Here is a 25,906-nt window from a genome sequence, read left to right as displayed (position 1 = left end):
CCTCGTAAATCTCAGGCGGCCTTGCCGAACTTCGAAGGACGCGTCGCGGCGGCCTTCTTGACCATGGCGGTAACCTCCGCCCGGCGGGCGCCGGAAAGCGGCAGGCGCGGCATGCGGACGCGTTCCGAGCCGCGGCCCATGATCTGCTCGGCGAGCTTGATCGACTGCACGAGGTCATGCTCGGCATCGAGATGCAGAAGCGGCATGAACCAGCGGTAGATCCTGCGGGCCTCTTCCCAGTCGCCGCGTTCGGCGGCGGCAACGAGCTGCACGGATTCCTCCGGGAAGGCGCTGGTCAGCCCCGAGACCCAGCCCTTGGCGCCGAGCATCAGGCCTTCGAGCGCGACGTCGTCGAGGCCGGCGAAGATATCGAAACGGTCGCCGAATTCGTTGATGAGATCGGTGAAGCGGCGCGGATCCGGCGCACTTTCCTTGACCGCCTTGATATTCGGCACGTCGGCAAGCACCTTCAGCACATCGGCGCCGATGTTGACGCGGTAGGCCGGCGGGTTGTTGTAGAGCATGATCGGCAGCGAGGTCGCTTCGGCGACGGTGCGGAAATGCGCAATCAGCTCTTCCGGCTTCGGCACATAGACCATGGCCGGAAGCAGCATCAGGCCGTCGGCGCCGAGTTTTTCGGCGTCGCGGGCATAGGCGACGGCACGACGCGTATCGAATTCGGAGACGCCCGTCACGACGGGGACGCGGCCGTTGACGACCTCGACGGCGGCTTTGAGGATCGTACGCTTCTCATCGGGATCGAGCGAGTTGTTCTCACCACATGTGCCCATGACGATCAGCCCATTGACGCCGTCGTTGACGAGCGCGTCCTGAACACGCTGGGTTGCGGAAAGATCCACGGAAAGATCTTCGTTGAATTGCGTCGTTACGGCGGGAAATACGCCCTTCCATCCTGTTGTCATCGATTGAAACTCCGTTAAAGTCGGTTTGTTATATACAAACTGTCGACAAGACTCAATCGCCATTGTTGGGGCGTTGCCGAAATCGGCCAAAACGCATTACAAGGCTCTCATCAAGGGGAGGGACGCATGCAGAACGACGTGGAAAATGTGCGGGTGCGCGGTTCCGGCACGCAGAGCATCTATGCCGCGCTGCGCCGGGAGATCCTGTCGATGGCGCTGGAACCCGGCAGCCCGCTCGATGAGGTGCGGCTGTCGGAACGTTTCGGAATGTCGAGGACACCTATTCGCGAAGCGCTGTTGCGCCTTGCCGCCGACGGGCTGGTCACGACGCTGCCGAACCGGAACACGATCGTTGCGCCGATCGATTTCGCCAACCTGCCCACCTATTTCGAAGCGCTGACGCTGATGTACCGGGTGACGACGCGCGGGGCCGCTGGGCGGCGGAACGACGCGATCATGGAAACCATCCGCCGGCACCAGAAGGACTTCGCCGGAGCGGTTGCTAAGCGCGACGCCTATGCGATGATCGAGGCCAACCGTGAATTCCACGTGGCGATCGCCGAGCTTGCCGGCAATACCTATTACACGGCCTTCTTCGCCAAACTGCTCGACGAAGGCCGGCGCATACTTCGCCTTTATTATTCGACATTCGACGACCGGCTGCCCCGGCAATATGTCGATGAACACGAGGAAATCATCGCCGCCATCGAGGCCGGCGACGCCGAGCGCTCAGATCGGCTGGCCATCGCCCACGCCGGCCAGATCGTCCGCCAGATCCAGGACTATCTCGCGCGCAACCTCGACCGGCCGGTGGCGATCGGCCTGTCCTGAAGCGCCGCCGGGATGGCCAGAAAAGGAAAGAACAGGAAAAGCACATGTCGTGGCAGCACCCCATACTCCGCATCACCGAGGAGGAGCGGCAGGATCGCCTTTCCAGGCTTCGAGAGGCGATCGACGCCGAGGGACTGGCCGGCATGCTTCTCGGCCCGACCGAAAGCCTGCGTTATTTTACCGGCCTCGTCTGGCATCCGAGCGAAAGGTTTCTCGGCGCGCTCGTCACGCCGACCGCCGTTTCCTATATCGTTCCCGGTTTCGAGCGCAGCCGTGTCGAAACCCTTCCGCACCTGCCGGGAGAAATTCTGGTATGGGAAGAGGAGGAGAGCAGTGCTTCACTCATTTCCCGCCTTGTCGGCCGAGGCGGCAGGCTTGCCCTTGATGACGGCCTGCCGCTTTTCTTCTATCACGCCTTGGCGGCGGCGATGGGCGCCGAAAGGCTCGCCGATGGCGGCCGGCTGATCCGTGGCCTGCGTCGCATCAAATCCGCCGCGGAGATTGCGCTGATCCAGTATGCGATGAACCTGACGCTCAACGTGCACAGGCAGGTGCATTCGCTGTTGAAGCCGGGCATCACCTCATCCGAGGTGGTCGATTTCATCGATCGGCAGCATCGCCAGGCCGGCGCCGATCACGGCTCGACATTCGCAATCGTCTCCTTCGGGCTAGCAACCTCGCTGCCGCATGGCGCCGACGGCGATCAGATCCTCGGCGACGACGACGTCATTCTCGTTGACACCGGCTGCCGGATCGACGGTTATCATTCCGATATCACCAGAACCTATATGCTCGGCGGCGGCAACAGCGACTTCGCGCGCGCCTGGTGGATCGAGCGCGAGGCGCAGCAGGCCGTCTTCGACGCTGCCCGGATCGGCGCTGCCTGCTCGAGCCTCGACGATGCGGCCCGCAAGGCGCTCGCCAAGCATTTCCTCGGCCCCGACTATCGCCTGCCGGGACTGCCGCATCGCGCCGGTCATGGCCTCGGGCTCGAGATCCACGAGGAGCCTTATATCGTTCGCGGCAACGACACCCCGCTTGCGGCCGGCATGTGTTTTTCCAACGAACCGATGATCGTCTTTCCTGGACAATTCGGGATCCGGCTGGAAGACCATATCTATATGACAGCCGAGGGACCGCGCTGGTTCACCGCGCCGGCGAGGGGACCGACCGAACCGTTCTCCTGAGCGGGCGCATCCCGCGCGCTCAGGCAGATGCATCTTAGTCCTGAAGGCCGGCGGCACTCCCCGCCTTGAGCTTGACCTCGATGACCGGGACGGTGACCTCGGGGCGGCGTACCGGCAGGACGAAGGTCAGTTCGTCCTCGGCGACGGGAAACTGGGTGTTTGCCCATAGCGTATTGGCCGACGGGCGCAGCCAGGTCACGTCGCTGGCATCATGCAGGAATTGCGCATATTCGACCTTGCCGGCCAGCGCATCGAAATGCAGATGCCTATAGGGCCAGTTGAACAGGTGGATATAGAGGCGATCGCCGTTCTGAGTCAGGCGGCAATCGGGCGGTGCGGTGAAATCGGACTGGGTGCAGCCGACGATGCTGCTGCTCGTGCAGCGCCATCCACTCCTCATAGGCCGAAAGCGCCGATATGGCGCGATGGTCGAGCGTGCCGCGCGCCGTCGGCCCGACATTCATCAGCAGGTTGCCGCCGATGGCGACAGTGCCGACCAGCATCTGCACCAGCTGCTCTGTGCTTTTCCACGTGTCCTCGTCACGGTGATAGCCCCAGGAGCCGCTGAGCGTCTGGCAGGCCTCCCAGACGACACGCCTGCCATCGCGCTTCGGCCAGGCGCGCGGCATATATTGCTCCGGCGTGACGATATCGGGCTGCAGGCCGGCGAGATCGAGCCGGTTGTTGATGATGATATCGGGGGCAAGCTCGCGCACCAGGCGCACGAGTTTCTCGCTTTCCCAGTCCCGATGACCCTTTCCGACCAGCTCTCCGAGCTTCCATTGCGGATAGCTGAAATCGAACCACATGATGTCGATCCGCCCGAACTCGGTCAGCAACTCGCGCACCTGCTCTCGCATGAAAGCGGCATAACGCAGCATATCCCGGCCTTCATTAATCTTCGTCGCATCGGGATGATTGCGCTGCGGGTGACGCGGATCGACCGTAAAGTCGGGATGGTGCCAGTCAATCAGCGAATAATAGAAGCCGATTCTTAGGCCCTCGGCGCGGAAGGCGTCGACAAAGGGGCGCAGCAGATCCTTACCATAAGGCGTGTTGGTCACCTTGAAACCGGTGGCCTTGGTGTCCCAGAGGCAAAAGCCTTCGTGGTGCTTGGTGGTCAGCACCACATATTTCATGCCCGCGGCTTTGGCGCGTCTTGCCCATTCGCGGGGGTCGTAGAGATCGAGATCGAAGTGATCGAAATATTTCTGGTAGTCGGCGTCGCTCAGTTCCTCGCGGCTTTTGACCCATTCATGGCGCGCCGGCAGGGCATAGAGTCCCCAATGCACGAACATGCCGAACCGGTTGTGGACGAACCAGGCCTTCTTCTCCTCGGGCAGGGCCAGTGATTGCAGGCTGTCGGCATCCATGGATATTCCTCCTGTTCAGACTTTAAGAGCTGGAAACATGGTGTCCTCCGAAACCCCTAATCGTTTGGCATTATGCTCGGGCGGCGTTCAGGTCGTTTCGCGGATGATGAGTTCGGGCACGATGACGATGCCGTGCTGCCGGTTCTTGGTGGCAATGCGGCTGAGCAGCAGCCGCACGGCTTCTTCTCCCATTTCCCGTTTCTGCACCCTGAGCGTGGTGAGCGCCGGTGACAGCAATTCGGCCGTCGGGATATCGTCGAAACCGATCAGGGCGATCTGCTCGGGGATCGAAATGCCGGCCGCCCGGCAGGCCTTCATGGCGCCGATCGCATTGAGATCGTTGTAGCAGACGAGGGCATCGATGCCGGGCGCTTCCGCCAGCAATTGCGCGGCCGCGGTTTGCCCGCTCGCGGCTGTCGGATCGCAATAGACGATGCCGTGCGCTTTCAGCCCGTGGACGGCTAGCGTCTTGCGGATGCCGACGAGGCGGCTCTTGCCGCCGAAGGAGCTGCGCGGCCCTGCGATGATCGCAATCCTACGGCGACCGCGCTCGACCAGATGATCGATGGCGCGCGACGCTCCGGTTTCGTAGTCCGTGACGATCGTTCCCGCCACTTCGGGCGGTGCTTCGCGGTTGATGAGCACCGCCGCGCGATGGTGCGCGAGCGCCTTGTGCAGGGCGGCATCCGGCAGGCGCGCGCTGCAGACGATGATGCCGTCGACCCGATGGCGCAGCAGCGCCTCGATGAGTTCGCCTTCGCGTTTGCTGTTCTCGACGACGTTGGACAGAAGCAGGTTATAGCCGGCGGCACTCGCCGCGTCCTCGGCTCCTCTGATGACCTCGGGAAAGAACGGATTGGTGATGTCGGGGACGAGAAGGCCGATGGTTTTCGAGCGGTCGGATCGCAACCCGCGTGCGAAGGGATTGGGTCGATAGTTGAGTTCATTCGCCGCCAGAAGAATGCGCTGAGTCGTTTCGGCGCTGGCGCCGCCCTGATCGTTGAGCACGCGCGACACCGTCATCGGCGATACGCCTGCAGCGCGCGCGACATCGGCGATGGTTATCTTGGATTCCGGCTCTTTGGTGCGGCTCAACGGGGTAGTCTCTTGGGGACGGGAATTTGCGATAACGATAACTAACATAATTTCCCGAAAAACCAAGGCTACCCCAGTTAAGTATGCGTATTTAAGAATCTCTTTGACAAGCTGTAACGGTAACGTTAACGTCCGAGCTGGAGGAAATACGTTAACGATAACTTAGAGACGATCATTGGGAGGAGACTATGCAACACGTCAGAATTCTACGACGGCAGGTCGTCTCGACCGTTGCCGCTGCGATCCTCATTGGTTCCGGTTGGACGGGTGCTGCCTTCGGTTTTCAGGAAGCGCCGGAACTCAAGGCGCTCGTCGATGCCGGCAAGCTGCCGCCGCTCGAACAGCGGCTGCCCAAGGAGCCGCTGGTGCTCACCCCACTTGAATCGGTCGGGACCTATGGCGGCACCTGGCGCACGGCCACTTTCGGCGGCGGCGACAGCGAGATCGAGCGTTCGATCGGCTATACAAGACTGGTTCGCTGGAACCCGGAATGGACCGAGGTGATCCCCGACATCGCCAAGAGCGTCGAAGTCAATGCTGACGCGACCGAGTATACGTTCACCCTGCGGCAAGGCACGCGTTGGTCGGACGGCGAGCCCTTTACCGCCGACGATCTGGTCTGGTGGAACGAGAATGTGCTGCGCAACACCAAGATCACGCCCGCCGCGCCCGACTGGCTGACTGCCGGCGGTGAGCCAGTCAAGGTCGAGAAGATCGGCGACGACCAGGTCGTCTTCAAATTCGCCGCGCCGAACGGCTTGTTCCTGATGAACATGGCGACAGTGCGCGGTTCCGATATCCTGGCTGCCGCACCGGCGCACTACCTCAAGCAGTTCCACAAGGATTTCAATCCGGACGGCGTCGATGCCCTGGTGAAGGCGGCGGGTGCAACCGACTGGGTCCAGCTCTTCAACAACAAAATCGGCTTTCCCGGCCGCTGGCGCGATCTCGGCCGGCCGACGCTCGACGCCTGGGTGTTGACTGCGCCCTATAACGGCACGACGCAGGTCGTCGCCGAACGCAATCCCTACTATGCCAAAGTGGATACCGCGGGAAACCAGCTGCCTTACTTCGATCGCGTCACCATCGACGTGATGCAGGATACCCAGGCGATCATCCTGAAGGCGATCAGCGGTGAAATCGACATGCAGAACCGCTTCATCGAGACGACGGACGCTCGCACGGTGATCGTGCAAAACCAGCAGAAGGGTGGTTACGGACTGTTCATCGCCCGGCCGGCCTGGTCGAACGCCCTGCTGATCACGCTCAACCAGACCCATAAGAATCCGGCCTTGCGCGCTGTCTTCTCCAACAAGGATTTCCGTATCGGCCTCAGCCACGCCATCAACCGCGAGGAGCTCAACCAGCTGATCTATGCCGGACAGGCCAAGCCCTATCAGGCCGCACCCCGCGAAGGCACTGCGCTCTATGACGAGAAGATGGCGACACAATATCTCGAATATAATGTCGACCTCGCCAATCAATATCTCGACAAGGCCGGCCTCACCAAAAAAGATGCCGAAGGCTTTCGCCTCGGCCAGGACGGCAAGCGGATCACCTTCGCCATCGACGCCTTGACCGGAAGCCCGATCCAGGTCGATGCCCTCGAGATGATCCAGCGCTACTGGCGGGCCGTCGGCATCGACATGCAGCCGCGCCCGGCCGAGCGGTCACTGATCTTCTCGCGCCTGCAGAACAACGACAATGACGGCCTGGGATGGGTTGGCGGCGGCGGTTACGACTTCCTCGGCCTGCTCGATCCGAAATGGTATTTCCCGCACGAATATGAATCGAGCTTCGCGACGGCCTGGGGCCTCTATTATCAAAACCCCAAGGATCCGAACGCTGAGGAACCGAGCGCTGCCGCCAAGAAGCAGATGGATCTCTACCGGCAGGTGCAGGAAGCCCCGACGCTCGAAAAGCAGCTCGCCGCCATGAAAGAACTGCTGGCGATCACCCGTGACGAGTTCTACGTCATCGGCACGAACCTGGAGCCGGACCGTGTCGGCATCGTCAAGACCAACATGCACAACGTTCCGAAGGTCATCCCCAGCACCTCGTTCTACATGACGCCGGGACCGGCCAAGCCGGAGACCTTCTACTACCAGCAATAAGACACATGATCGGCCGGAATGGCGTCTGCGGGCGCCATTCCGCCACCAGCCCAGTCCCAATCATCCAGTCCGATCGGCTATCGCCGGTCGAGGGAGCTTGAACATGGCCGGCTTCATCATCAGACGTCTGCTTTACATGATTCCGATGATGTTCGCGATCTCGGTCGTGACCTTCATCATCATTCAGCTGCCGCCGGGCGACTTCCTGACCGCGATGACCGCGCGTCTGGCCTCGCAGAACGAAACGATCGATCCCAGCGTCATCGCTGGCCTGCGCGAACGCTATGGCCTCGATCAGCCGTGGGCGGTCCAATACTGGAAATGGATCAGCGGCATCCTGCTGCGCGGGGATTTCGGCCAGTCCCTCGATTGGAACAAGCCGGTCAGCGAACTGATCTGGGCGCGGATGGGCTTAACGATGGTAGTCTCGGTCACCACGCTGCTCTTCGTCTGGGCGGTGGCCTTTCCGATCGGCATATATTCAGCCGTGCGGCAATATTCGCTCGGCGACTATTTCGCCACCTTCTTCGGCTTCCTTGGGCTTGCCATTCCGAACTTCCTGCTGGCGCTCGTGCTGATGTTCGTCTCGGCGCAGTATTTCGGCCAAAGTGTCGGCGGATTGTTTTCGCCCGCCCATATCAACGCGGCTTGGAGCTGGGCCAAGCTCGGCGATCTCGTTTCGCATATGTGGATCCCGGTCGTCGTCCTCGGCACGGGCGCCACGGCCGCCTTGATCCGCATCATGCGCGCCAATCTCCTGGACGAGCTCAACAAGCCCTATGTCGACATGGCCCGCGCCCGGGGGCTGAGCGAAATCCGATTGTTGTTGAAATATCCGGTGCGGGTGGCGCTCAACCCGTTCGTCTCCACAGTCGGCTGGGTGCTGCCGCACCTCGTCTCGGGTTCGGTGGTGGTCTCCATCGTGCTCAGCCTGCCGATAACCGGGCCGCTCCTGCTCAACGCGCTTTTCGCCCAGGACATGTATCTGGCGGGCACTTTTATCCTCTTGATGAGCATGCTGACGCTGATCGGAACGCTGATCTCCGACCTGCTGCTTGCCTGGCTCGATCCGCGTATCCGCAACGGCTGAGGGGAGATAAACAATGACCGATCAAGCCATCGCGCTATCACCCGAACCAATTCGCAATTCCGATGCGGTCGCCGGCCAATGGAAACTCATCTGGCGGCGCTTCTGCCGCCATCGGCTGGCGCTCGTGGCGGGCGTCGTGATCTTGCTGATTTACCTGGTCGCGCTGTTTGCCGAGGTTCTCGCCCCGGTTTCCTCGCAGACTTACGATTCCCGCTACACCTATGCGCCGCCTCAGCAGCTGAGATTCGCCGGCTACGACACGGCGGGGAGATTTCACCCGCTCTATGTCAACGGCTACTCGATGAAGGTCGACCCGATCGCGCTCAGCCGCACCTATGTGCCCGATCCGGCTGTCGTCATTCCCGTGGGCTTCTTCGTCAAAGGCGAACCTTACCGGCTCTGGGGCTTATTCGATCTCGACCGGCACCTGATCGGCCCGGTCGAGGCAGGCAAGCCATTCTACCTGTTCGGCGCCGACCGGCTCGGCCGCGACGTCTTCAGCCGCACGGTGCACGGCACTCGGATTTCGATGTCCGTCGGTCTGATCGGGGTGGCGATCAGCCTCATCCTCGGCATCATTCTCGGCGGTATCTCGGGACTCTATGGCGGTTGGGTCGATGATGTGATCCAGCGCTCTATCGAACTCATCAACTCCATTCCGACCATCCCGCTATGGATGGGGCTTGCGGCTGCCGTTCCGATCAGCGCCGATCCGATCCTGGTCTATCTCTGGATCACGGTCATCCTGTCGCTGATCGGCTGGACCGACCTGGCCCGTGTGGTGCGCGGGCGCTTCCTGTCGCTGAAGACGGAAGACTTCGTCATCGCCGCCCATCTCGATGGCTGCTCCCGGATGCGCATCATCTGGCGGCACATGGTTCCTTCCTTCATGAGCCACATCATCGCCTCGGTCACGCTCGCCATTCCGACGATGATCCTCGCAGAAACCGCGCTCTCCTTCCTCGGCATCGGGCTGCGCCCTCCGGTGGTGAGCTGGGGCGTGCTGCTGCAGGAGGCGCAGAACATTCTCGCCGTCTCGAGCGCACCCTGGCTGTTTCTTCCCGGCATCGCGGTGATCGTCACCGTGCTCGCCCTCAATTTCCTCGGTGATGGATTGCGTGATGCTGCAGATCCCTATGAATACTGATCCCAATTTTGCCGCCGTCGGCGGCCGGCACGGGCATCGCGACCCGCTGATCGAAGTCGACGATCTCAGAACTCATTTCTTCGGCGGGGCGGGCACGGTGAGGGCGGTCGACGGCGTCTCCTTCAGCATTCCGCGCGGCAAGACGGTCTGCGTCGTCGGCGAATCCGGCTCGGGCAAGAGCATTACCGGCCGCTCGATCCTCAACCAGGTTCCGCGCGGAGGGCGGATCGTCTCGGGCGCGATCCGCTATCGGCCCGATCCGGCGGCACCCACCATCGATCTGGCGGCGCTCGATCCGCGCGGCGCCGACATGCGGGCGATCCGCGGCGCCCAGATCGGCCTGATCAGCCAGGAGCCGATGGCGGCGCTTTCGCCGGTCCACACGATCGGCAACCAGATGGTCGAGGTGATCCGCTTGCATCTGAAGATGGGAAAGAAAGAGGCGCGTGAACATGCCATCGAGACGCTGGCGCTGGTCGGCATCCCCCGGCCGGCCGAGCGGATGGAAAGTTATGCCTTCCAGTTTTCCGGCGGCATGCGCCAGCGCGTCTGCATCGCTTTGGCGCTTGCCTGCCGCCCCAAACTCCTGATCGCCGACGAGCCGACCACGGCGCTCGATGTGACCACCCAGGCCAATATCCTCGATCTGCTGGCCTCGCTGCAGGCCGAATTCGGGCTTTCCGTGCTGTTCGTCACCCATGATCTCGGCGTGGTGGCCGAGATCGCCGACGAGGTCGTCGTCATGTATGTCGGCCGGGTCGTGGAAGCGGGCGATGTCGACACGATCTTCCATGCACCTGTTCATCCCTACACCAAGGCGCTGCTGCAATCGGTGCCGCGCCTGCATGGAGAACCGAGCGAACGGCTGGCGACCATTGAAGGTATGGTGCCCTCGCGTTTCGACCGGCCCGAGGGCTGCAGCTTTCATCCCCGGTGCAAGCAGGCGAGGGCGGGTCTCTGCGACCGGACGGACCCTCGATCCGTCCTCATCGGCGAAGGGCACGTCGCCAGCTGTCTGCTTTATGAAGGAGGACTGTAATGACCGGTCCCGCGACACCACGCAGCTCGCTGCTTGAATTGAACGATCTCAGAATGCACTTTCCCATCCGCAAGGGCGCGTTTCGGCGGGTGGTCGGGCACGTCAAGGCGGTCGACGGCGTCTCGCTTCGCGTCGAAGACGGCGAGACGCTCGGCATTGTCGGCGAATCCGGCTGCGGCAAGTCGACGCTTGCCCGCACGGTGCTGCGCATCTACCAGCCGACCAGCGGAGAAATCCGCTATCGTGATCGCAGCGGCGGCACGGTCGATCTCGCCACCCTGTCGGGCTCAGCGCTGGACGAAATCCACCGCGACCTGCGCATCATGTTCCAGGATCCGCAATCCTCGCTCAATCCGCGCCTTCCCGTCATCGACATTATCGGCGAGGTACTCAGCGTCAACGGCATTGCGAGAGGCCGGGAGCTCGAACATCGGGTCGCTGAGTTGATGCAGAGCGTCGGCCTGCGGCCGGAATATATGCGCCGCTATCCTCATGCTTTCTCGGGCGGCGAACGCCAGCGCATCGGCATCGCCCGGGCGCTGGCGTCCAATCCGCGCGTGGTGATTGCAGACGAGGCGGTCTCGGCGCTCGATGTCAGCGTGCAGGCGCAAACCATCAATCTGTTGCAGGACCTGCAGGAACAGTTCGGCCTGACCTATCTCTTCGTCGCTCACGACCTCTCGGTCGTCCGGCACATCTCGAACAATATTGCCGTGATGTATGTCGGCCGGGTCGTCGAAAAAGCCCCGACGGAGCAGATCTTTTCGCGCCCGCGCCATCCTTATACCGAAGCGTTGCTCTCGGCCGTGCCAATCGCCGATCCGAGGCTGCGCCGTCATGGCAGACGCATCCGTCTTGCCGGCGAGGTTGCCGATCCCGCCCATCCGCCTCCCGGCTGCGCATTCCATCCGCGTTGCCGCTACGCAACCGAGCTTTGCAGGCAGGAGGTCCCGGGCTTGCGCACCGTGGCCGCCGATGGGCACGCCGTCGCCTGCCACTACGCCGAATCCTTGACCCTCAATCCCTTTGCCGACCGCACCGTTCCGGAGTTCAATTGATGCCCGAATTCATTCCACGCTCCGAGCAGCATCCGATTGTGGATATCTCCTCCAGGACGCTCGACCTCATCTATTTCGACCTCGTCGCGCTTCCGGCCGATGGCTGGGACGCGCGGCGGCTGCCCTTGCACGAAAGCCTCTACGTCGTGCTGTCGGGGCAGGTGGACATCGAGGTAGATGACGTCAGCTTCGAAGCTGTGGGCCGGCGAGCCGATATCTGGGGAGGCGATGCGGACTCGGTTTACGCGCCCGTCGGCGCCCACGTCCGGATATCGGCCCGTGGCGGCCCGGCGGAAATCGCCATCGCCGGCGGCCTTTGCGACACGCGTTACGCCCCGTTTCGCGTCACGCCCGAGGAGGTCGATGCGGTCAATGTCGGCTCGCCCGACACGCACAGCCAGCGGCGGATCGTCCATCTGCTCGGGCAACGCCAGAACGGGCGCTGCGGCAATCTCCTGGTGAGCGAGCTCTATGCCGGCGAGGGCTGCTGGTCCGGCTATCCTCCCCACAAGCACGATACCGAGGACGGCGAGGCCGAGACGCTGCATGAGGAGCTCTATCACTACCGCTTCCTGCCGGAGACCGGCTTCGGCAGCCAGATTACCTATGACGATGATGGTCCGGTCAAGATCCTCATGACCCGCCACGGCGACACCTTCCTGCTCGATCGCGGCTACCACCCGACCGTCACCTCGCCCGGTCATCGCGGCTATATCTTCACCATCCTTGTCGGCAAGCACCGCCGCGGGTTGATCCAGCGCTTCGACCCCGCCCATCAGCATCTGACCAAGACCATCCCTGGCATCGATGCGATGCGCGACAAGTTCAAATAACCCGCCTTGGGCTGCCAGCCTTTCCCTCCAAGGAGAACGATCCATGCGTGAACGTACGCGAATAAGCGTTGATGCCGGCGAAGCGGTGCGCCCCTTCAACCGGTTCTGGCGCGGCACCGGCTTTTCGCCGGCCGAACTGCTGCTTGAACCCGAGATGCGCCAGATGCTCGCCTATATCGGTGGACTGCCGAACGAGGGCATCCGGTACCTGCGTGTGCACTATCTATACAATCTGCTGCGCTCGACCGCCGCCGGTTATGACTGGTCCCTGCTCGACCGCGCGCTCGACGTGATGATCGAACACCGCCTGAAACCGTTCTTCGAGCTGATGGGCAATCCGTCGGGCCTCTTCACCGATTATGAGGACATGGATCAGGTCAAGCGCTGGCGCGATCTCGTGACGGCGACGGCCGACCGCTATGCCACGCGTTACGGCATGGACGAATTGCGCAGCTGGTATTTCGAAACGACGAACGAGGCCGACTCCGGCTGGTGGACCTACGGGATCAAGGGCTACACCAATTACTACGATGCTTGCGTCGCCGGGCTCGATGCCGTCGATCCCGGCCTTCCCATGGGCGGGCCGGGCACTGCCCGCACGCTCTCGCCGATTTTTCGCGCCTTGATGGCCCATTGCGACAGCGGCACGAGCTGCCTGACCGGCGAGGGGCCGCCGCGCCTCGACTACATCTCGATCCACGAAAAGGGCGTCAACGGCAGCAAGGACGACCTGACCCCGAAAACCAACGCCATTGTCGACCGCACGCTTCTCGTCGTCGATTATCTCAAGGAGCATCATCCGCGGCTTGCGGGCCTGCCGATCGTCAACGACGAATGCGATCCGCAACTCGGCTGGAGCGATCATCACAGCTGGCACGGCAAGGCTTATTACGCCGGCATCATCGCCCGCATCATCGAGCAGCATGACCGGCGTATCATCGCCCCGAAGGCAGCGAATTTCACCTTCCTCAGCAATGACCATGCCTTTATCGGCGGCTGGAGCCAGCGCACGATCTTTGCCTATTTCGGCCCGCGCAATTTCACCAAGGCGCAATGGGAGCATAAGACCGATCTCGAGACGCTGGTCACGGACGTCGAGCGCGCGCCGCCCTTCGACCTCGTCAAGAAGCCCGGTCTCACATCGATGGAATTGCTGGCTACGCTCGGCGATACCCTCTGCAAGGTGACCGCCGAACCGCCGCTGACCCCCGACGCGGACGGCCTGGCAATCCTGCCGACACGGCTGCCGGGCGGCGGTGTTTCCATCAGCCTCATCCACAGCGTCGACGCCATCAGCCGTTCCGGGCGGACCGCCGTCCGCCTGGAGGTCAGCGGGCTGGTTCCCGGCCGTCATGCGCTGTGTCTGCTGCGCATCGACGAGGAGTTCACCAATCCAATGGAGGTCTGGGAGGCCCAGCGTGATGAAAGCAACCCACGCGGGCCTTTCGAGCCGGTCGGCGCGCCGCCTCAGCCTAATGAAACGCAGTTTGCCGCACTGCGCCACGCCCAGGAGCCGGCCTTGCTGCACCCGATCAGCATCGTCGATTGCGACGAGGGCGGCGTCAGCGTCGATCTCGACGTACCCTTACCGTCGCTCACGCAGGTGCTTGTCGTTCCCGACAGCAGTAAGCCCCCCGTGGCCCCCAGCGGTCTCGTCGTCGAACGTTATCTTGGTCTCGGTGGCCGGGAACGGCGCATGCTGTTCTGGGTCGCCGGCGATACGAGCCCTGCCATCTTCTATGATGTCCTGGTCAGCAGGGATGGCGAGACATTCGAAAAAGCCAGCTCCGTGCCGCTGATCTCGACGGCATTCCTGCACATGTCGCCGCCAGACGGTGCGCGTTACGCGGTCTGCGCGCGCGATGCATTCGGCCGCCGTAGCGAACTTTGTGTTTCCCGCTGATTGATCATGGATATCGCCTATTTCACCAAGGCCCTGGAGGGGCTGCCGCTCGAAGAGGCGGCGGAGATCACTGCGGGGCTGGGGTTCGACTGTGCCGACCTCCTCATCCGCGACGGCCATGCCGTTTCCCCCGACAGGCCGGAGCAGGTCGTCGGGGCTGTAAAACTCTTCACTGCGGCCGGCCTGCGCACGCCGATGGCGACGATCGATTCCACGCGGCCCGACGATGCCACGTCCCGGCTTCTCGGGCATTGCGGCGAGGCCGGAATCGGGCAGATCAGGCTGGGTTTCTGGCGCTATGACCCCTCTCGACGCTGGAGAGTGCAGATCGACGAGGCGCGGCGCGATCTCGACGGTTTTGAGCACCTGGGCGCACGCTTCGGAATCAAGCTGACCATCCAGCTTCACGGCGGAACGCTGCACAGCTCAGGCGCGCTGGCATTGCAGTTGCTCACCGGGCGCGATCCCGGGAGGATCGGCGTCTACCCCGACCCAGCCAATCAGATCGTTCGAGAGGGAAGCGAGGACTGGCGCCTGACCCTCGATATACTTGATCCGTGGTTCTGCTGCATGGGTGTCAAGAATGGCGGCTGGTTTCCCAGTGTCCATGGCGTCGACGGTCAACGCGCATGGCATTCGGATTGGCAGGGGCTCGACGAGGGCATGGTGCGCTGGAACGAGATCATCCCCCATCTGGTCGCCACGGGATTTGCCGGCGTGCTCTCGGTGCATTCCCAATACCGGGTTCCCAGGCAACAGGCGCTGGACAAGGTCCGCGCCGATCTTGCCTATCTCAGGCGCCTAGTCGCCGCAGCGAAAGAGCAGAGCCATGCATGAACAGACTTCCGTCATTGCCGTCCTTTTGACCGAAAAGACCCGCCGCATGATGCTGGACGATGCGGCGGCGGCCCAGTTGAATGCCCTCGGCGAGGTTCGTTGGCCGACCGGGTCCACGATCGACGCTGCCGATGCCGATCGGCTGCTGCAAGGCGCCACGGCCTGCCTGACCGGATGGGGCACCCCACCCTTCGATGCCGCCACGCGCCAGCGCCATCCGCAACTTGCCCTCGTCGCGCATTCGGCCGGCAGCGTGCGTACACTCGTTCCGTCCCGCCTGTTCGACGAGGGTCTTCGCGTCAGCCATGCCGCCTCGAAAATTGCCACCTCGGTTGCCGAGTTCGTCGTCGCCGAAGCGTTGCTCGCCATGCGCGGCATTCACCGGCTGCATGATCAATTGCGCGGCGGCGGCGAATGGCTCGACGTCCGCGCCGCCGTTCCGCAAAGATTGCTGGGTGCTCGCACGGTCGGCATCGTCGGCGCCGGATATGTCGGCCGGGCGGTCATGCGCCTGCTCGTGCCATTCGGCTGCCGCGTGCTAGTCGTCGATCCCTATTTGGATGAGAGGGAGGCCGCAGCACTCGGCGTCGTGAGCGTCGGATTGGACGATGCACTCACGGAGAGCGACGTAATTTCCCTGCATGCCCCCGTCCTGCCCGAAACCCGCCGCATGATCGGCGCCTGCGAACTGGCTTTGCTGCGCCCCGGCACATTGTTCATCAACACCGCGCGCGCAGAACTGGTCGATGAGACCGCACTGCTCGCCGAAATCCGCTCCGGTCGCATAGAGGCGGCTCTCGATGTCTTCGACAACGAACCGCTGCCGCCGGATAGCCCGTTCCGCAACCCTGCGCTTGCCAATGTCACCATTTCGCCGCATGCAGCCGGCCACACCGAGGAGGCACATTTCGCTCAAGGGCAGGCGATGGTGGACGAGATCGGCCGGCTGGTGCGCGGCGAACCGCTCCATCACGAAGTGTTGCGCGCCGCGCTCGACCGGATGGCATGACATGGATAGAAGCATCGGAGCTTCTCTAACGGCGCCGCGCATCAGAATTGTCGAGATCGACGCCTTCGAGCGCGACATCAGGCTGCGTCTGCCGTTCCGTTTCGGTGCGGCGACCCTCGAAAAGGCGCCACAGGCCTTTCTCAGGGTGCGCGTCGAGGATGAAAAGGGAAAGATGGCCGTCGGTGCTGCCGCCGAAATGATGGTGCCGAAATGGTTCGACAAAAACCCGGCGCTGACGCCGGCGCAGAATGTCGATCAATTGCGCGGTTCGATCCGTGTTGCGGCGGCTGCCTCGCTCGAAGCGTCCGCGCCGGAGACATTGTTTGCCGCCGCCCACCAGAATGAGCTGGAGACGGTCCGGCGCCTGCCCGGAAATCCATTGGCTGCCGGATTCGGACCTTCGCTGATCGCCCGCGCCGCGCTGGATGCCTATTGCCGTCTTGCCGGCATTTCCTTCTTCGATGCGGTGCGCGGAAATCATGTCGGCATCGGCGGCCCGATGCTGCCAGGCGATGTCCGCGCGGATGTCGTCTCCGCCGCGCTCGCCAGACTTCATGCCGGCCGCTCGATCTCGGCGCGGCATACGATCGGGCTTGTCGACCCGATCACCGATGGCGATATCGTCGATCCGGTTGGCGACGGCCTGCCGCAAAGCCTCGAGGCCGTGATAACGCGCTATGGCAACCGCTGGTTCAAGATCAAGCTGTCGGGCGCGGTCGACGCCGATATCGGCCGCTTGGCGCGGATTGCCGCCGTCTTGGAACGCCTGCCCGATTATCGGGTGACGGTCGACGGCAACGAACAGTTCGGTGCGGCCGAGCAGTTCGCCGCCTTGCTGGCGCGGATGGATTCAATACCGGAACTGGCGAGGCTGCGTGCGGCCATCGCCTTTGTCGAACAGCCGTTCTCGCGGGAGATCACGATGGATACCCCTCTAGGGGAACTGGCGGCGCGATTGCCCTTCCTGATCGATGAGAGCGACGATCGCGACGATGCCTTCGCCCGCGCCCGGGCGCTCGGCTATACCGGCGTCTCCTCGAAAACCTGCAAGGGCATTTACCGCTCGCTCATGAAGGCGATCCGCATCAGGACGGGTAGCGTGCCGGGGCTGTTCCTTTCGGGCGAGGATCTGACCTGCCAGGCCGGGCTTGCCGTGCAGCAGGATTTGGCACTGGTCTCGCTGCTCGGCCTCTCCCATGTCGAACGCAACGGTCACCACTATGTGGCCGGCATGCAGGGGGCGCCTCAGGCGGAGAAAGCCCGCTTTGCCGCGGCCCACCCGGATCTCTACGAGCAAGGCGGCGACGGGCCGCTCCTGTCGGTCCGCGACGGCCGGATCGACATCGGTTCGCTCACGGCAATGGGCTATGCGAGCGGCGCCTTGCCGGATTTCGAGGCGATGAGGCCGCTGTCATGACATCCGCCGAAGTTCAGCAGTCGACGCACGTCGGCCGGCCGCCGGGCAGGCTTGAGGAATTGACGGGCGCCTGTATCTTTCTGACCTCGCAGGCTTCGAGGCACATCAATGGTCACAGACTTTACGCAGACGGAGGCATGTCGGCATGTCGTTGAAAACCGTCAAAACACCGGGGGAGCTGCGGTCGGCCCGCTGGTTCGCATCCGAGGACCTGCGCGGTTTCGGCCATCGCTCGCGCCTGATGCAGATGGGCTACGATGCCGGCGACTGGGCCGGCAAGCCGCTGATCGGCATTCTCTCCACTTGGTCGGACCTCAATCCCTGCCACGCCCATTTCAAGCATCGCATCGAAGACGTGAAACGCGGAGTGCTGCAGGCGGGCGGCTTTCCGGTGGAGATGCCGGCGCTGGCGCTGTCGGAAAATTTCATGAAACCGACGACCATGCTCTACCGCAACCTTCTGGCGATGGAGACCGAAGAGCAGATCCGCGCCCACCCTGTCGATGGCGTGGTGCTGATGGGAGGATGCGACAAGACCACGCCGGGCCTCATCATGGGCGCGCTCAGCGCCGGCGTGCCGATGATCTTCCTGCCGGCGGGGCCGATGCTGCGGGGCAATTATGCGGGCCAGCATCTCGGTTCCGGCTCGGACGCCTGGAAATACTGGGATGAGCGGCGCGCGGGAACGATATCGGACAAAGAATGGGCAGGCATCGAAGCCGGCATCGCGCGTTCCTACGGCCATTGCATGACAATGGGCACCGCTTCGACGATGACCGCGATTGCCGACGCGATGGGTCTGACGCTGACGGGGGGCTCTTCGATTCCGGCAGCCGATGCCAACCATATCCGCATGTCGGCCCAGACCGGCCGGCGGATCGTCGAGATGGTCTGGGAAGATCTGACGCCGGACCGGATCGTCACCCCGGCGGCCATTCGCAATGCCGCGACGGTCGCCATGGCGACCGGCTGTTCGACCAATGCCGTGATCCACCTCCTGGCGATGGCGCGCAGGGGAGGGGTCGCGCTGACGCTTGACGATCTCGACGCGCTTGGCCGCGTCACTCCGGTCATCGCCAATGTACGTCCGTCCGGAAAGACCTATCTGATGGAGGATTTCTACTATGCCGGCGGTCTTCTGGCGCTGATGTCGCAGATCCGCGAGCGGCTCTATCTCGACGCATTGACGGTTTCGGGGCAAACGCTGGGCGCAGCGCTGGCCGATGCCAAGATTTATAATGACGACGTGATCCGGCCGCTTTCTAATCCGATCTATCCGGAGGGCTCACTTGCCGTGCTCAAGGGCAACCTGGCGCCCGACGGCGCGGTGATCAAACCCGCGGCATGCGACCCGCGCTTCCATGTCCATCAAGGCCCGGCACTGGTCTTCGACAATTACCCCGACATGAAGGCGGCGGTCGAGGACGAAACGCTTGATGTGACGCCTGATCATGTGATGGTGCTGCGCAATGCCGGACCGCTCGGCGGTCCCGGCATGCCGGAATGGGGCATGCTGCCGATGCCCAAGGCGCTGCTGAAGCAAGGACATCGCGACATGCTGCGGCTGTCGGATGCGCGCATGAGCGGCACCAGCTATGGCGCCTGCGTGCTGCACGTGGCGCCCGAAGCCTATGTCGGTGGCCCGCTCGCTCTGCTGCGCAACGGCGACATCGTCAGGATCGATATTCCGAACCGCCGGCTGGATATGCTGGTCGACGAGGCGGAGCTGATCCAGCGCCGCGCCGCTTGGACGAAGCCGGCCGATCGTTTCGGCCGCGGCTACGGCTGGATGTACGCCTCCCATGTCAGCCAGGCCGACAAGGGTTGCGATTTCGATTATCTGCTGCCCGAATTCGGCGCTGCAGCCGGAGAACCGGACATCTTCTAGGAGGACATGCAGGAATGACGACACTTTCGGACAGCACGCGCGACAAACTCATGCGGGTCAGCGTCGCCACCATCAGCACGGCGCTCTTCAAGCGCGGCCTGCGCAACCAGACCATCCAGGATGTGCAGCCGGTCGCCCGTAAAGGCCGCAACATGGTCGGGCCGGCCTATACGCTGCGCTACATTCCGGCGCGCGAAGACCTGAACAAGCTCGAGGTTTTCCGCAATCCGGAACACCCGCAGCGCGCCTGCGTCGAAAGCTGCCCGCCGGGCGCGGTGCTGGTGATGGACAGCCGCAAGAATCCACGCGCCGCCTCCGCCGGCTCAATCCTCGTCACGCGGCTGATGGTGCGCGGCGTGGCAGGTGTCGTCACCGATGGCGGATTCCGCGACAGTCCCGAAATAGCCGGGCTGTCGATCCCTGCTTATCACAATCGGCCCTCGGCGCCGACGAACCTGACGCTGCACCAGGCGCTCGACATCAACGTGCCGATTGGTTGCGGCGACGTGGCGGTCTGGCCGGGCGATATCATGGTCGGCGACGATGAAGCGGTGATCGTCATTCCGGCGGAACTGGCCGACGAGATTGCGGAGGAGGCTGTGGAAATGACCGCCTATGAGGATTTCGTCACCGAGCGCGTGCTGGCTGGCCAGTCGATCATCGGTCTCTATCCGGCAACGCAGCCGCGCAATCTCGAGGAATTCGCCGCCTGGCGCGCCAGGAGCGGCCGGTGACTCGCAGCATCCGTCGCTTTCTAGTTTGGCGCGCTGGCTGCGGTTTCACCCGGGGGCATGATCCGGAACAAAAAGGTTGAAACCTTCTCCCCCGGCTTGAAGGGTCCGGGAACCTGGTTAGTTACCGGTTTCAAGCTTTGAAGGAACGCTGCAATTGATGTCACGTCCTCGTCGGTGAGCTGCGCGAATGCGTGCCATGGCATGATTGGTGCCAGGACGCGACCGTCCGGCCGCTGCCCGGACTGAAGGGCAGTCACAATCTGTTCTCTGGTCCAGCTCCCGATGCCGGTCTCCTTGTCAGGCGTAATGTTGCGGCCGACAAAAACGCCCTCGCCCGGGATCTCAAAGCCAACATCCGATCCACCGAGAAATCGCGCAGTGTCCGGCTTTCCGAAGAAATATCCCGGCGTGTGGCAGTCATTGCACCCGCCAATCGTGACGAGATATTCGCCGCGCGCAATCTGCTGATCATCGGCCGCTGCTGCCATGCTCAGCGGTAGCGCCAACGCACAAGCGGCTAAAAATGCGAGCCGAACGCTCAATCGAAACATTTTACCCTCCGTGTTACACCCGCTTGCAGCCGTAAAGGACTGAATATCACGATGAAGTTGCTCGATATATTAGTCACTTCGAATTAATAGAATTGTACGGGGCGCAGGCTGCCAGACCAGCAATGAAAAAGGGCCACGACGAAGCAGGCCTCCATGTATTTTCGCGAGCACGGGGCGGCGCGGCAGCTGCTATTCAATCCGCGACAGCCGGATTGTTGTCGCTTCGCTCGGGGGCGGTCGGCCACCAGCGGCACCTTGCCCGATTTCGAAGCGATGGAGCCGTTGTCGAACGCATGGCAGGACGCGCAGGCGGCATGATGCCGCCTGCGGGGGAACACGTCCCGCGGTCTTGTTCCGGGGGAGGGAACTCGACCGAAGAGGTTGCCATCAAGATTCATCGAGCCTCGCCCACAGCGGGCGTGGGACGATCCGGCCGATCGCTCGCCGGAAGGCGATCATCGCTGACCTTGTCCTCGCCGCGATTGCTCGGTTTTGAAGGTGATTGCCGCGTAATCGTTGGAGGCCTGCGGTTCGCGGTCGGTGGTTTCCGGTTTGGCTTGACGGAAAAGACGCTTGAGCGCCTCGTCCAGGTCGTCGACGAAGGTGAAGATGACTGGGATGACGACGAGGCTGAGCAGCGTCGACATCATCACGCCGCCGATTACCACGATCGCCATCGGCTGCCGGAAGCTCGAATCGCCGCCGGTCAGGCTGAGAGCGACCGGAAGCATACCGCAAGCCATGGCGATGGTGGTCATGACGATCGGCCGGGCGCGCTTGTGGCAGGCATCCACGAGGGCATCGAACCTGGACATGCCCTGGCGGCGCGACATGATCGCATATTCGATCAGCAGGATCGAGTTCTTCGTCACCACGCCCATCAGCATGAGAAGCCCGATGACGGCCGCCAGCGAAAAGCTGGTCCCGGTCACCACCAGTGGCACGAGCGCGCCGCCGAGCGAGAGCGGCAAAGCCATCAGCAGCGTGAGCGGCTGCAGGAAATCATGGAAGAGCAGGACGAGGACCGCATAGATGCAGAACACGCCGATCGCCATTGCCAGCGCGAAGCTCTGGAACAGTTCCGAGCTGCGCTGAAGTTCGCCCTGCTCGACAAGTGTGACGCCCGAGGGCAGATGCTGGAGCGCCGGAAGCGCCTGTGCCTCGCGGTTGACGTCGCCGAGGATGCGGCCGTTGAGTTCGACCGATACGGTGACATTGCGCATCCGGTCGATGCGGTCGATTTCGGAGGGGCTGCCGCCGATGCGGATATCGGCGATCGATCCGAGATCGACACTGCCGTTCGTGCCCGCCACTCGCATATTCTTGATATCGTCAAGGCTGGTGCGCGACTCCGGGCTGAAGCGGACGACGATCGGCACCTGGCGCTGCGGCAGGTTGAGCTTTGGCAGGCTGGCGGAATATTCGCCGTTCGTCGCCACGCGCGCGGCCTCGGCAATGGCGCTCGACGTCACCCCGAGCGCGGCCGCGCGCGCGAAGTCGGGGGTGATCTGGATCTCCGGCGCCTGCCTTGCCGCGGTCGATGTCACAGCTCCGATGCCTTTTAGCGTGCGGAGTTGCTCCTCGAGCGCCGTGCTTGCGCTGTCGAGGGCATTGGGATCGTCACTGGCAAGGGTGATCTCCAGCTTCGTGCCGTTGGCACCGCCGCCGACGGCGACGCGGACGCCAGGGAGCACTGACAGAGCCTGCCGGATGTCGTTTTCGATTTCCGACTGCTTGCGGTCGCGCTCGCCGATCGGCGTCAGCACGGCGACGATCGTGGCGGAATTGACGCTGCTCGTGGTGCTGGCATCGGGGCCGCCGCCGCCCGAAGATGTGGAGCCGACCGAGGAGAAGACACGGGTGATGTCCGTGAGCTTGCCGACAATATCGGCGGCTTTCCTGGTCGTGGCGTCGGTCTGCTCGATGGTGGCGCCTGGCTGCATGGTGAGCGTGATTTGGGTCCGCGCGTCGTCGGAGGCCGGCAGGAAGCCGGATTTCAGCAGCGGAATGGTGGAGAGAGAAACCGCGACGACAATGGCGGTTACGGCCACGGTGGTCTTCCGGCGATTCATGGCAGCTTTCACGATTGCCAGATAGGCGCGCATGATGTGCCCATCCTTTTCCTCCGTCGGAGGGACAGCCTTCATGAAATAGGCGGCCATCATCGGTGTCAGCAGGCGCGCGACGACGAGCGAGGCGAGGACGGCGACGGCGGCGGTGACCCCGAACTGGCGGAACAGAAGTCCCGGAATGCCACTCATGAAGGCCGTCGGCAGGAAGACCGCGACCAGCGTGAAGGTGGTTGCGATGACGGCGAGCCCGATCTCGTTGGCCGCTTCTAGGGCGGCGTCGATCGGCCGCTTGCCCATCTGCAGATGGCGGGCGATGTTCTCGATTTCGACGATGGCGTCGTCGACGAGGATGCCGACCACCAGCGACAGCGCCAGCAGCGTGATGATATTCAGGCTGAAGCCGCAGAGGTACATGACCAGGAAGGTTGGGATCACGGACAGGGGCAGCGCGACGGCCGACAGGATCGTTGCGCGCCAGTCGCGAAGGAAGAGCCAGACGACGACAATCGCCAGGATCGCCCCTTCGAACAGCATGTGCATCGAACCGTCATAATTGTCGATGATCGGCCCGATCGTGCTGTAGGCTTCGCCGATCTGGACATTGGAATGTTTAGCGGCAAACTGCTTGATCGCCTTGTCGACATCGCCGGCGACGCCGCTGTCCGAAAAGCCGTTCGAGCGCTTGATCTCGACCGCGATCACCGGTTTGCCGTCGAGATAAGCCATCGAGGACCGCTCCGCGAAGCTGTCCGTCACCGATGCGACTTCGTCGAGGCGAACCTGCTGGCCGTTGGCCAAGGGAATTCTCAGTCCTTTCAGTGCCTCGACCGATGGAAGAGCGCCGAGCGTGCGCAGCGTTTGACGGGTGCCGCCGATTTCGCCGAGGCCGCCCGATGTATCCGCCTGCACCGCCTTCAGCTGCGACGATACGGTCGCCGCAGTGACCCCGAGCGACGCCATCGTCGCGGGATCGAGATCGACGTGAACCTCGCGGTCGATCCCGCCGATGCGGTTGACTTGACCGACGCCGGACACCGAGAGCAGCGCCTTGGTGAGATCATTATCGACAAACCAGGAAAGCTCGGTTTCGTTGAGAGCAGTCGAGCGGACGGCATAGGTGACGAGCGCGGAGCTTTGGACCGTAACCTTGGTGACGCTTGGTGTCTCCATCTGCGCTGGAAGATCGCCCTTGACGCTGTCGACGGCGTTGCGGACTTCGTTCAGGGCCGCTTCGCTGTTTTTCTCCAGCTTGAAGGAAACCTTGATCGAGACGGTGCCGTCGGTGATGGTCGTGGTGATGTGGTCGAGATAGCTGAGCGAAGCCAAACTGTCTTCTATTGTGCGGGCGACCTCGGTTTCGAGCTGTGTCGGCGCCGCACCGTCGAGCGTCGCCGTGACGCTGATCGTTGGAAGGTCCATATCGGGGAAGTTCTGGACCGCCAGGGTCTTGAAGGCCAAGAGTCCCCCGACCGTCAGCATCGCAAACAGCAATATTGCCGGGACGGGGTTGCGGATCGACCATGCCGAGAAGTTCATCAGTTTTTCTCCGCGATCTTCACGAGGTCATTGTCCGAGAGGAATGCGCCGCCCGACGTCACCACCTTCGACGTCCGGTCTATGCCGGAGACGATTTCCACCTCGCCGTCGTTGCGACGGCCGGTTTCCACCCGCACCCTTTGCACCCGTTGATCCTCGCTCGCGGTGAAGACGTAACTGATCCCGTCCCGGAACACGATTGCGGTCTCGGGCACGGTCAGCGCCGGGGAGGTCTGCAGCTCGATGTTGCCTGTGACGTAAAGGCCCGTGCGCGGACGGGCGTCGTCCGGCAGCGTGACATAGACGATTGCCCGGCTGGTATCGGTGCTGACCGACGGCCCGACAAGCCTCACCTTGCCCTCGATGACGTGACCTTCAGGCCCGTTGACCTGGACGTTCAGGCCTTGCGAAATACGCGGGAGATAACGTGCCGAAACCTCGGCCTGCCATTCGATCCGCTGCTGGCGAACCATGCGGAACAGTTCCGTGCCGGCGGAGACAACGGCGCCGAGGTCGGCGGAACGCGACGTGATGAGGCCGTCGTCGACGGCGGTAATGGTCGTCTGCGCAAGCTTGATTTTTTCGCTGTCGAGCGCGGCCTCTTCTGACGCAAGACTTGCCGTCGCCGTCTGCTCGTCGGCGAGATATTCGACGATCTTCTCGTCGGAGAGTGCCCCTGAGGGCTGGAGCTGCCGCGCCCGCTCGGCATTGGCTTTGGCCTTTGAAAGGCTTGCCCTGGCGGTCTCGACGGCGGCCTCTTGCTTGCGAAGATCGGCGAGCACACTCTCCTGGGAAAGCCGGACGAGCGTCTGGCCCTTTGTGACCACGGATCCGACATCGACCAGCACATCGGTTATGCGCAGGCCGCTCGTCTCGGAGGCGATGACGGCTTCCTGCCATGGTTTCAGCCAGCCGCTCGCCGGAACGGTCTCGGGCCAGTTCCGTTGCGCTGGCGTGGTCAGAGAGACGGTGAGGGCGGTTGCCGCAGCCTGTTGCGCCATGGGACTGCGAAGGGGGGAGACGAGTACGGCCGCAACGACGGCGGCCGCGAATAGTCTGGACGGTTTTCTCAACGATGCACTCCTTGTGGTCAAGGCATCGGTGCCTTTCCCGATCGGCGCAATCGACTGAAGGATTGCCGCTCATGCAAGGCAACCGGGCTTTCAGCGCGCGACGATGTCATGGCAGGTATGTAACGGGGCGAACGTTAAGTGCGGTCAAGTTAGTGTTAAGTTGAGTAAAACTTACCCGCATGAGCGCGATTGTGCT

General features: G+C 62.9%; 19 protein-coding genes and 2 pseudogenes. 15 read left to right on the top strand and 6 right to left on the bottom strand.

Annotated elements, in window-relative coordinates; genetic code table 11:
• Positions 1 to 11: 11 nt before the first annotated feature.
• Complete coding sequence (locus FHT70_RS07005) at positions 12 to 923, bottom strand: dihydrodipicolinate synthase family protein (protein ID WP_085780839.1); 912 nt, start codon at positions 921 to 923, stop codon at positions 12 to 14.
• A 126-nt stretch (positions 924 to 1,049) separates the two neighbouring features.
• Here FHT70_RS07005 and FHT70_RS07000 point away from each other — a divergent pair, with 126 nt between their 5' ends.
• Together FHT70_RS07000 and FHT70_RS06995 are read left to right on the top strand one after the other, a co-directional pair.
• Positions 1,050 to 1,754 carry a GntR family transcriptional regulator gene (locus FHT70_RS07000; RefSeq protein ID WP_183699813.1) on the top strand — a complete coding sequence of 235 codons (705 nt, stop codon included), beginning with the start codon at positions 1,050 to 1,052 and terminating at the stop codon, positions 1,752 to 1,754.
• Between the two features lie 44 nt (positions 1,755 to 1,798).
• The gene (locus FHT70_RS06995) at positions 1,799 to 2,941 is read left to right on the top strand and encodes a Xaa-Pro peptidase family protein (protein ID WP_183699811.1); all 1,143 of its coding nucleotides are present in this window, start codon (positions 1,799 to 1,801) and stop codon (positions 2,939 to 2,941) included.
• Positions 2,942 to 2,975: 34 nt separating this feature from the next.
• Here the strand turns inward: FHT70_RS06995 and FHT70_RS06990 are convergent.
• A pseudogene (locus FHT70_RS06990) lies at positions 2,976 to 4,314 on the bottom strand (alpha-L-fucosidase).
• A gap of 87 nt (positions 4,315 to 4,401) precedes the next feature.
• Entirely contained in the window at positions 4,402 to 5,409 is a 1,008-nt protein-coding gene (locus FHT70_RS06985; protein WP_183699809.1) for a LacI family DNA-binding transcriptional regulator, read from the bottom strand.
• Between the two features lie 188 nt (positions 5,410 to 5,597).
• On the opposite strand from FHT70_RS06985, the gene FHT70_RS06980 reads away from it, so the two are divergent.
• The 13 genes and pseudogenes from FHT70_RS06980 to FHT70_RS06925 all read left to right on the top strand — a co-directional run bounded on the left by FHT70_RS06980 (position 5,598) and on the right by FHT70_RS06925 (position 20,478).
• Positions 5,598 to 7,523, top strand: coding sequence for an ABC transporter substrate-binding protein (locus FHT70_RS06980; RefSeq protein WP_183699807.1), 1,926 nt, complete (start codon positions 5,598 to 5,600; stop codon positions 7,521 to 7,523).
• A 103-nt stretch (positions 7,524 to 7,626) separates the two neighbouring features.
• Positions 7,627 to 8,613, top strand: coding sequence for an ABC transporter permease (locus tag FHT70_RS06975; protein ID WP_183699805.1), 987 nt, complete (start codon positions 7,627 to 7,629; stop codon positions 8,611 to 8,613).
• 13 nt (positions 8,614 to 8,626) lie between these two features.
• Positions 8,627 to 9,760, top strand: coding sequence for an ABC transporter permease (locus FHT70_RS06970; protein ID WP_183699803.1), 1,134 nt, complete (start codon positions 8,627 to 8,629; stop codon positions 9,758 to 9,760).
• Positions 9,735 to 10,799, top strand: a complete 1,065-nt coding sequence (locus tag FHT70_RS06965; protein WP_183699801.1) for an ABC transporter ATP-binding protein — start codon at positions 9,735 to 9,737, stop codon at positions 10,797 to 10,799. The genes FHT70_RS06970 and FHT70_RS06965 overlap by 26 nt, the downstream gene beginning before the upstream one ends.
• On the top strand, positions 10,799 to 11,857 hold the full coding sequence (locus FHT70_RS06960; protein WP_183699798.1) for an oligopeptide/dipeptide ABC transporter ATP-binding protein: 1,059 nt from the start codon (positions 10,799 to 10,801) through the stop codon (positions 11,855 to 11,857). The genes FHT70_RS06965 and FHT70_RS06960 overlap by 1 nt, the downstream gene beginning before the upstream one ends.
• Complete coding sequence (locus tag FHT70_RS06955; protein WP_183699796.1) at positions 11,857 to 12,690, top strand: 5-deoxy-glucuronate isomerase; 834 nt, start codon at positions 11,857 to 11,859, stop codon at positions 12,688 to 12,690. The genes FHT70_RS06960 and FHT70_RS06955 overlap by 1 nt, the downstream gene beginning before the upstream one ends.
• Before the next feature lie 43 nt (positions 12,691 to 12,733).
• The gene (locus FHT70_RS06950) at positions 12,734 to 14,593 is read left to right on the top strand and encodes a glycosyl hydrolase (protein ID WP_183699794.1); all 1,860 of its coding nucleotides are present in this window, start codon (positions 12,734 to 12,736) and stop codon (positions 14,591 to 14,593) included.
• A gap of 6 nt (positions 14,594 to 14,599) precedes the next feature.
• Complete coding sequence (locus FHT70_RS06945; RefSeq protein ID WP_183699792.1) at positions 14,600 to 15,430, top strand: TIM barrel protein; 831 nt, start codon at positions 14,600 to 14,602, stop codon at positions 15,428 to 15,430.
• On the top strand, positions 15,423 to 16,439 hold the full coding sequence (locus tag FHT70_RS06940; protein WP_183699790.1) for a hydroxyacid dehydrogenase: 1,017 nt from the start codon (positions 15,423 to 15,425) through the stop codon (positions 16,437 to 16,439). Before FHT70_RS06945 ends, FHT70_RS06940 begins: the two co-directional genes overlap by 8 nt.
• Before the next feature lies 1 nt (position 16,440).
• Complete coding sequence (locus tag FHT70_RS06935; protein WP_183699788.1) at positions 16,441 to 17,856, top strand: mandelate racemase; 1,416 nt, start codon at positions 16,441 to 16,443, stop codon at positions 17,854 to 17,856.
• A gap of 21 nt (positions 17,857 to 17,877) precedes the next feature.
• Positions 17,878 to 18,011 (top strand): annotated as a pseudogene (locus FHT70_RS30225) (SDR family oxidoreductase); the annotation flags it as partial.
• Positions 18,002 to 19,744 (top strand): L-arabinonate dehydratase, encoded by a 1,743-nt coding sequence (araD, locus tag FHT70_RS06930; protein ID WP_246721770.1) that lies wholly within the window; start codon positions 18,002 to 18,004, stop codon positions 19,742 to 19,744. The pseudogene FHT70_RS30225 and the gene araD, both read left to right, overlap by 10 nt.
• A 14-nt stretch (positions 19,745 to 19,758) precedes the next feature.
• The gene (locus FHT70_RS06925; protein ID WP_183699786.1) at positions 19,759 to 20,478 is read left to right on the top strand and encodes a ribonuclease activity regulator RraA; all 720 of its coding nucleotides are present in this window, start codon (positions 19,759 to 19,761) and stop codon (positions 20,476 to 20,478) included.
• A gap of 20 nt (positions 20,479 to 20,498) precedes the next feature.
• Here the strand turns inward: FHT70_RS06925 and FHT70_RS06920 are convergent, their stop codons facing one another.
• The 3 genes from FHT70_RS06920 to FHT70_RS06910 form a co-directional block, all read right to left on the bottom strand.
• The gene (locus tag FHT70_RS06920) at positions 20,499 to 21,029 is read right to left on the bottom strand and encodes a cytochrome c (protein WP_183699784.1); all 531 of its coding nucleotides are present in this window, start codon (positions 21,027 to 21,029) and stop codon (positions 20,499 to 20,501) included.
• A gap of 455 nt (positions 21,030 to 21,484) precedes the next feature.
• Complete coding sequence (locus FHT70_RS06915; RefSeq protein WP_183699782.1) at positions 21,485 to 24,637, bottom strand: efflux RND transporter permease subunit; 3,153 nt, start codon at positions 24,635 to 24,637, stop codon at positions 21,485 to 21,487.
• Entirely contained in the window at positions 24,637 to 25,710 is a 1,074-nt protein-coding gene (locus FHT70_RS06910) for an efflux RND transporter periplasmic adaptor subunit (protein WP_183699780.1), read from the bottom strand. The genes FHT70_RS06915 and FHT70_RS06910 overlap by 1 nt, the downstream gene beginning before the upstream one ends.
• Positions 25,711 to 25,906: the final 196 nt, after the last annotated feature.

The sequence above is a fragment of the Rhizobium sp. BK049 genome (assembly GCF_014193135.1).
In the GTDB taxonomy this organism is placed as follows: domain Bacteria; phylum Pseudomonadota; class Alphaproteobacteria; order Rhizobiales; family Rhizobiaceae; genus Rhizobium.
This window is presented reverse-complemented; position numbering and strand designations above follow the sequence as displayed.

What these genes read in the sequence shown, in the direction of transcription:
- FHT70_RS07005 (WP_085780839.1), bottom strand. Translation starts at nt 923, where the DNA reads ATGACAACAGGATGGAAGGGCGTATTTCCCGCCGTAACGACGCAATTC.
- FHT70_RS07000 (WP_183699813.1), top strand. Translation starts at nt 1,050, where the DNA reads ATGCAGAACGACGTGGAAAATGTGCGGGTGCGCGGTTCCGGCACGCAG.
- FHT70_RS06995 (WP_183699811.1), top strand. Translation starts at nt 1,799, where the DNA reads ATGTCGTGGCAGCACCCCATACTCCGCATCACCGAGGAGGAGCGGCAG.
- FHT70_RS06980 (WP_183699807.1), top strand. Translation starts at nt 5,598, where the DNA reads ATGCAACACGTCAGAATTCTACGACGGCAGGTCGTCTCGACCGTTGCC.
- FHT70_RS06975 (WP_183699805.1), top strand. Translation starts at nt 7,627, where the DNA reads ATGGCCGGCTTCATCATCAGACGTCTGCTTTACATGATTCCGATGATG.
- FHT70_RS06970 (WP_183699803.1), top strand. Translation starts at nt 8,627, where the DNA reads ATGACCGATCAAGCCATCGCGCTATCACCCGAACCAATTCGCAATTCC.
- FHT70_RS06965 (WP_183699801.1), top strand. Translation starts at nt 9,735, where the DNA reads ATGCTGCAGATCCCTATGAATACTGATCCCAATTTTGCCGCCGTCGGC.
- FHT70_RS06960 (WP_183699798.1), top strand. Translation starts at nt 10,799, where the DNA reads ATGACCGGTCCCGCGACACCACGCAGCTCGCTGCTTGAATTGAACGAT.
- FHT70_RS06955 (WP_183699796.1), top strand. Translation starts at nt 11,857, where the DNA reads ATGCCCGAATTCATTCCACGCTCCGAGCAGCATCCGATTGTGGATATC.
- FHT70_RS06950 (WP_183699794.1), top strand. Translation starts at nt 12,734, where the DNA reads ATGCGTGAACGTACGCGAATAAGCGTTGATGCCGGCGAAGCGGTGCGC.
- FHT70_RS06945 (WP_183699792.1), top strand. Translation starts at nt 14,600, where the DNA reads ATGGATATCGCCTATTTCACCAAGGCCCTGGAGGGGCTGCCGCTCGAA.
- FHT70_RS06940 (WP_183699790.1), top strand. Translation starts at nt 15,423, where the DNA reads ATGCATGAACAGACTTCCGTCATTGCCGTCCTTTTGACCGAAAAGACC.
- FHT70_RS06935 (WP_183699788.1), top strand. Translation starts at nt 16,441, where the DNA reads ATGGATAGAAGCATCGGAGCTTCTCTAACGGCGCCGCGCATCAGAATT.
- araD (WP_246721770.1), top strand. Translation starts at nt 18,002, where the DNA reads ATGTCGTTGAAAACCGTCAAAACACCGGGGGAGCTGCGGTCGGCCCGC.
- FHT70_RS06925 (WP_183699786.1), top strand. Translation starts at nt 19,759, where the DNA reads ATGACGACACTTTCGGACAGCACGCGCGACAAACTCATGCGGGTCAGC.
- FHT70_RS06920 (WP_183699784.1), bottom strand. Translation starts at nt 21,029, where the DNA reads ATGTTTCGATTGAGCGTTCGGCTCGCATTTTTAGCCGCTTGTGCGTTG.
- FHT70_RS06915 (WP_183699782.1), bottom strand. Translation starts at nt 24,637, where the DNA reads ATGAACTTCTCGGCATGGTCGATCCGCAACCCCGTCCCGGCAATATTG.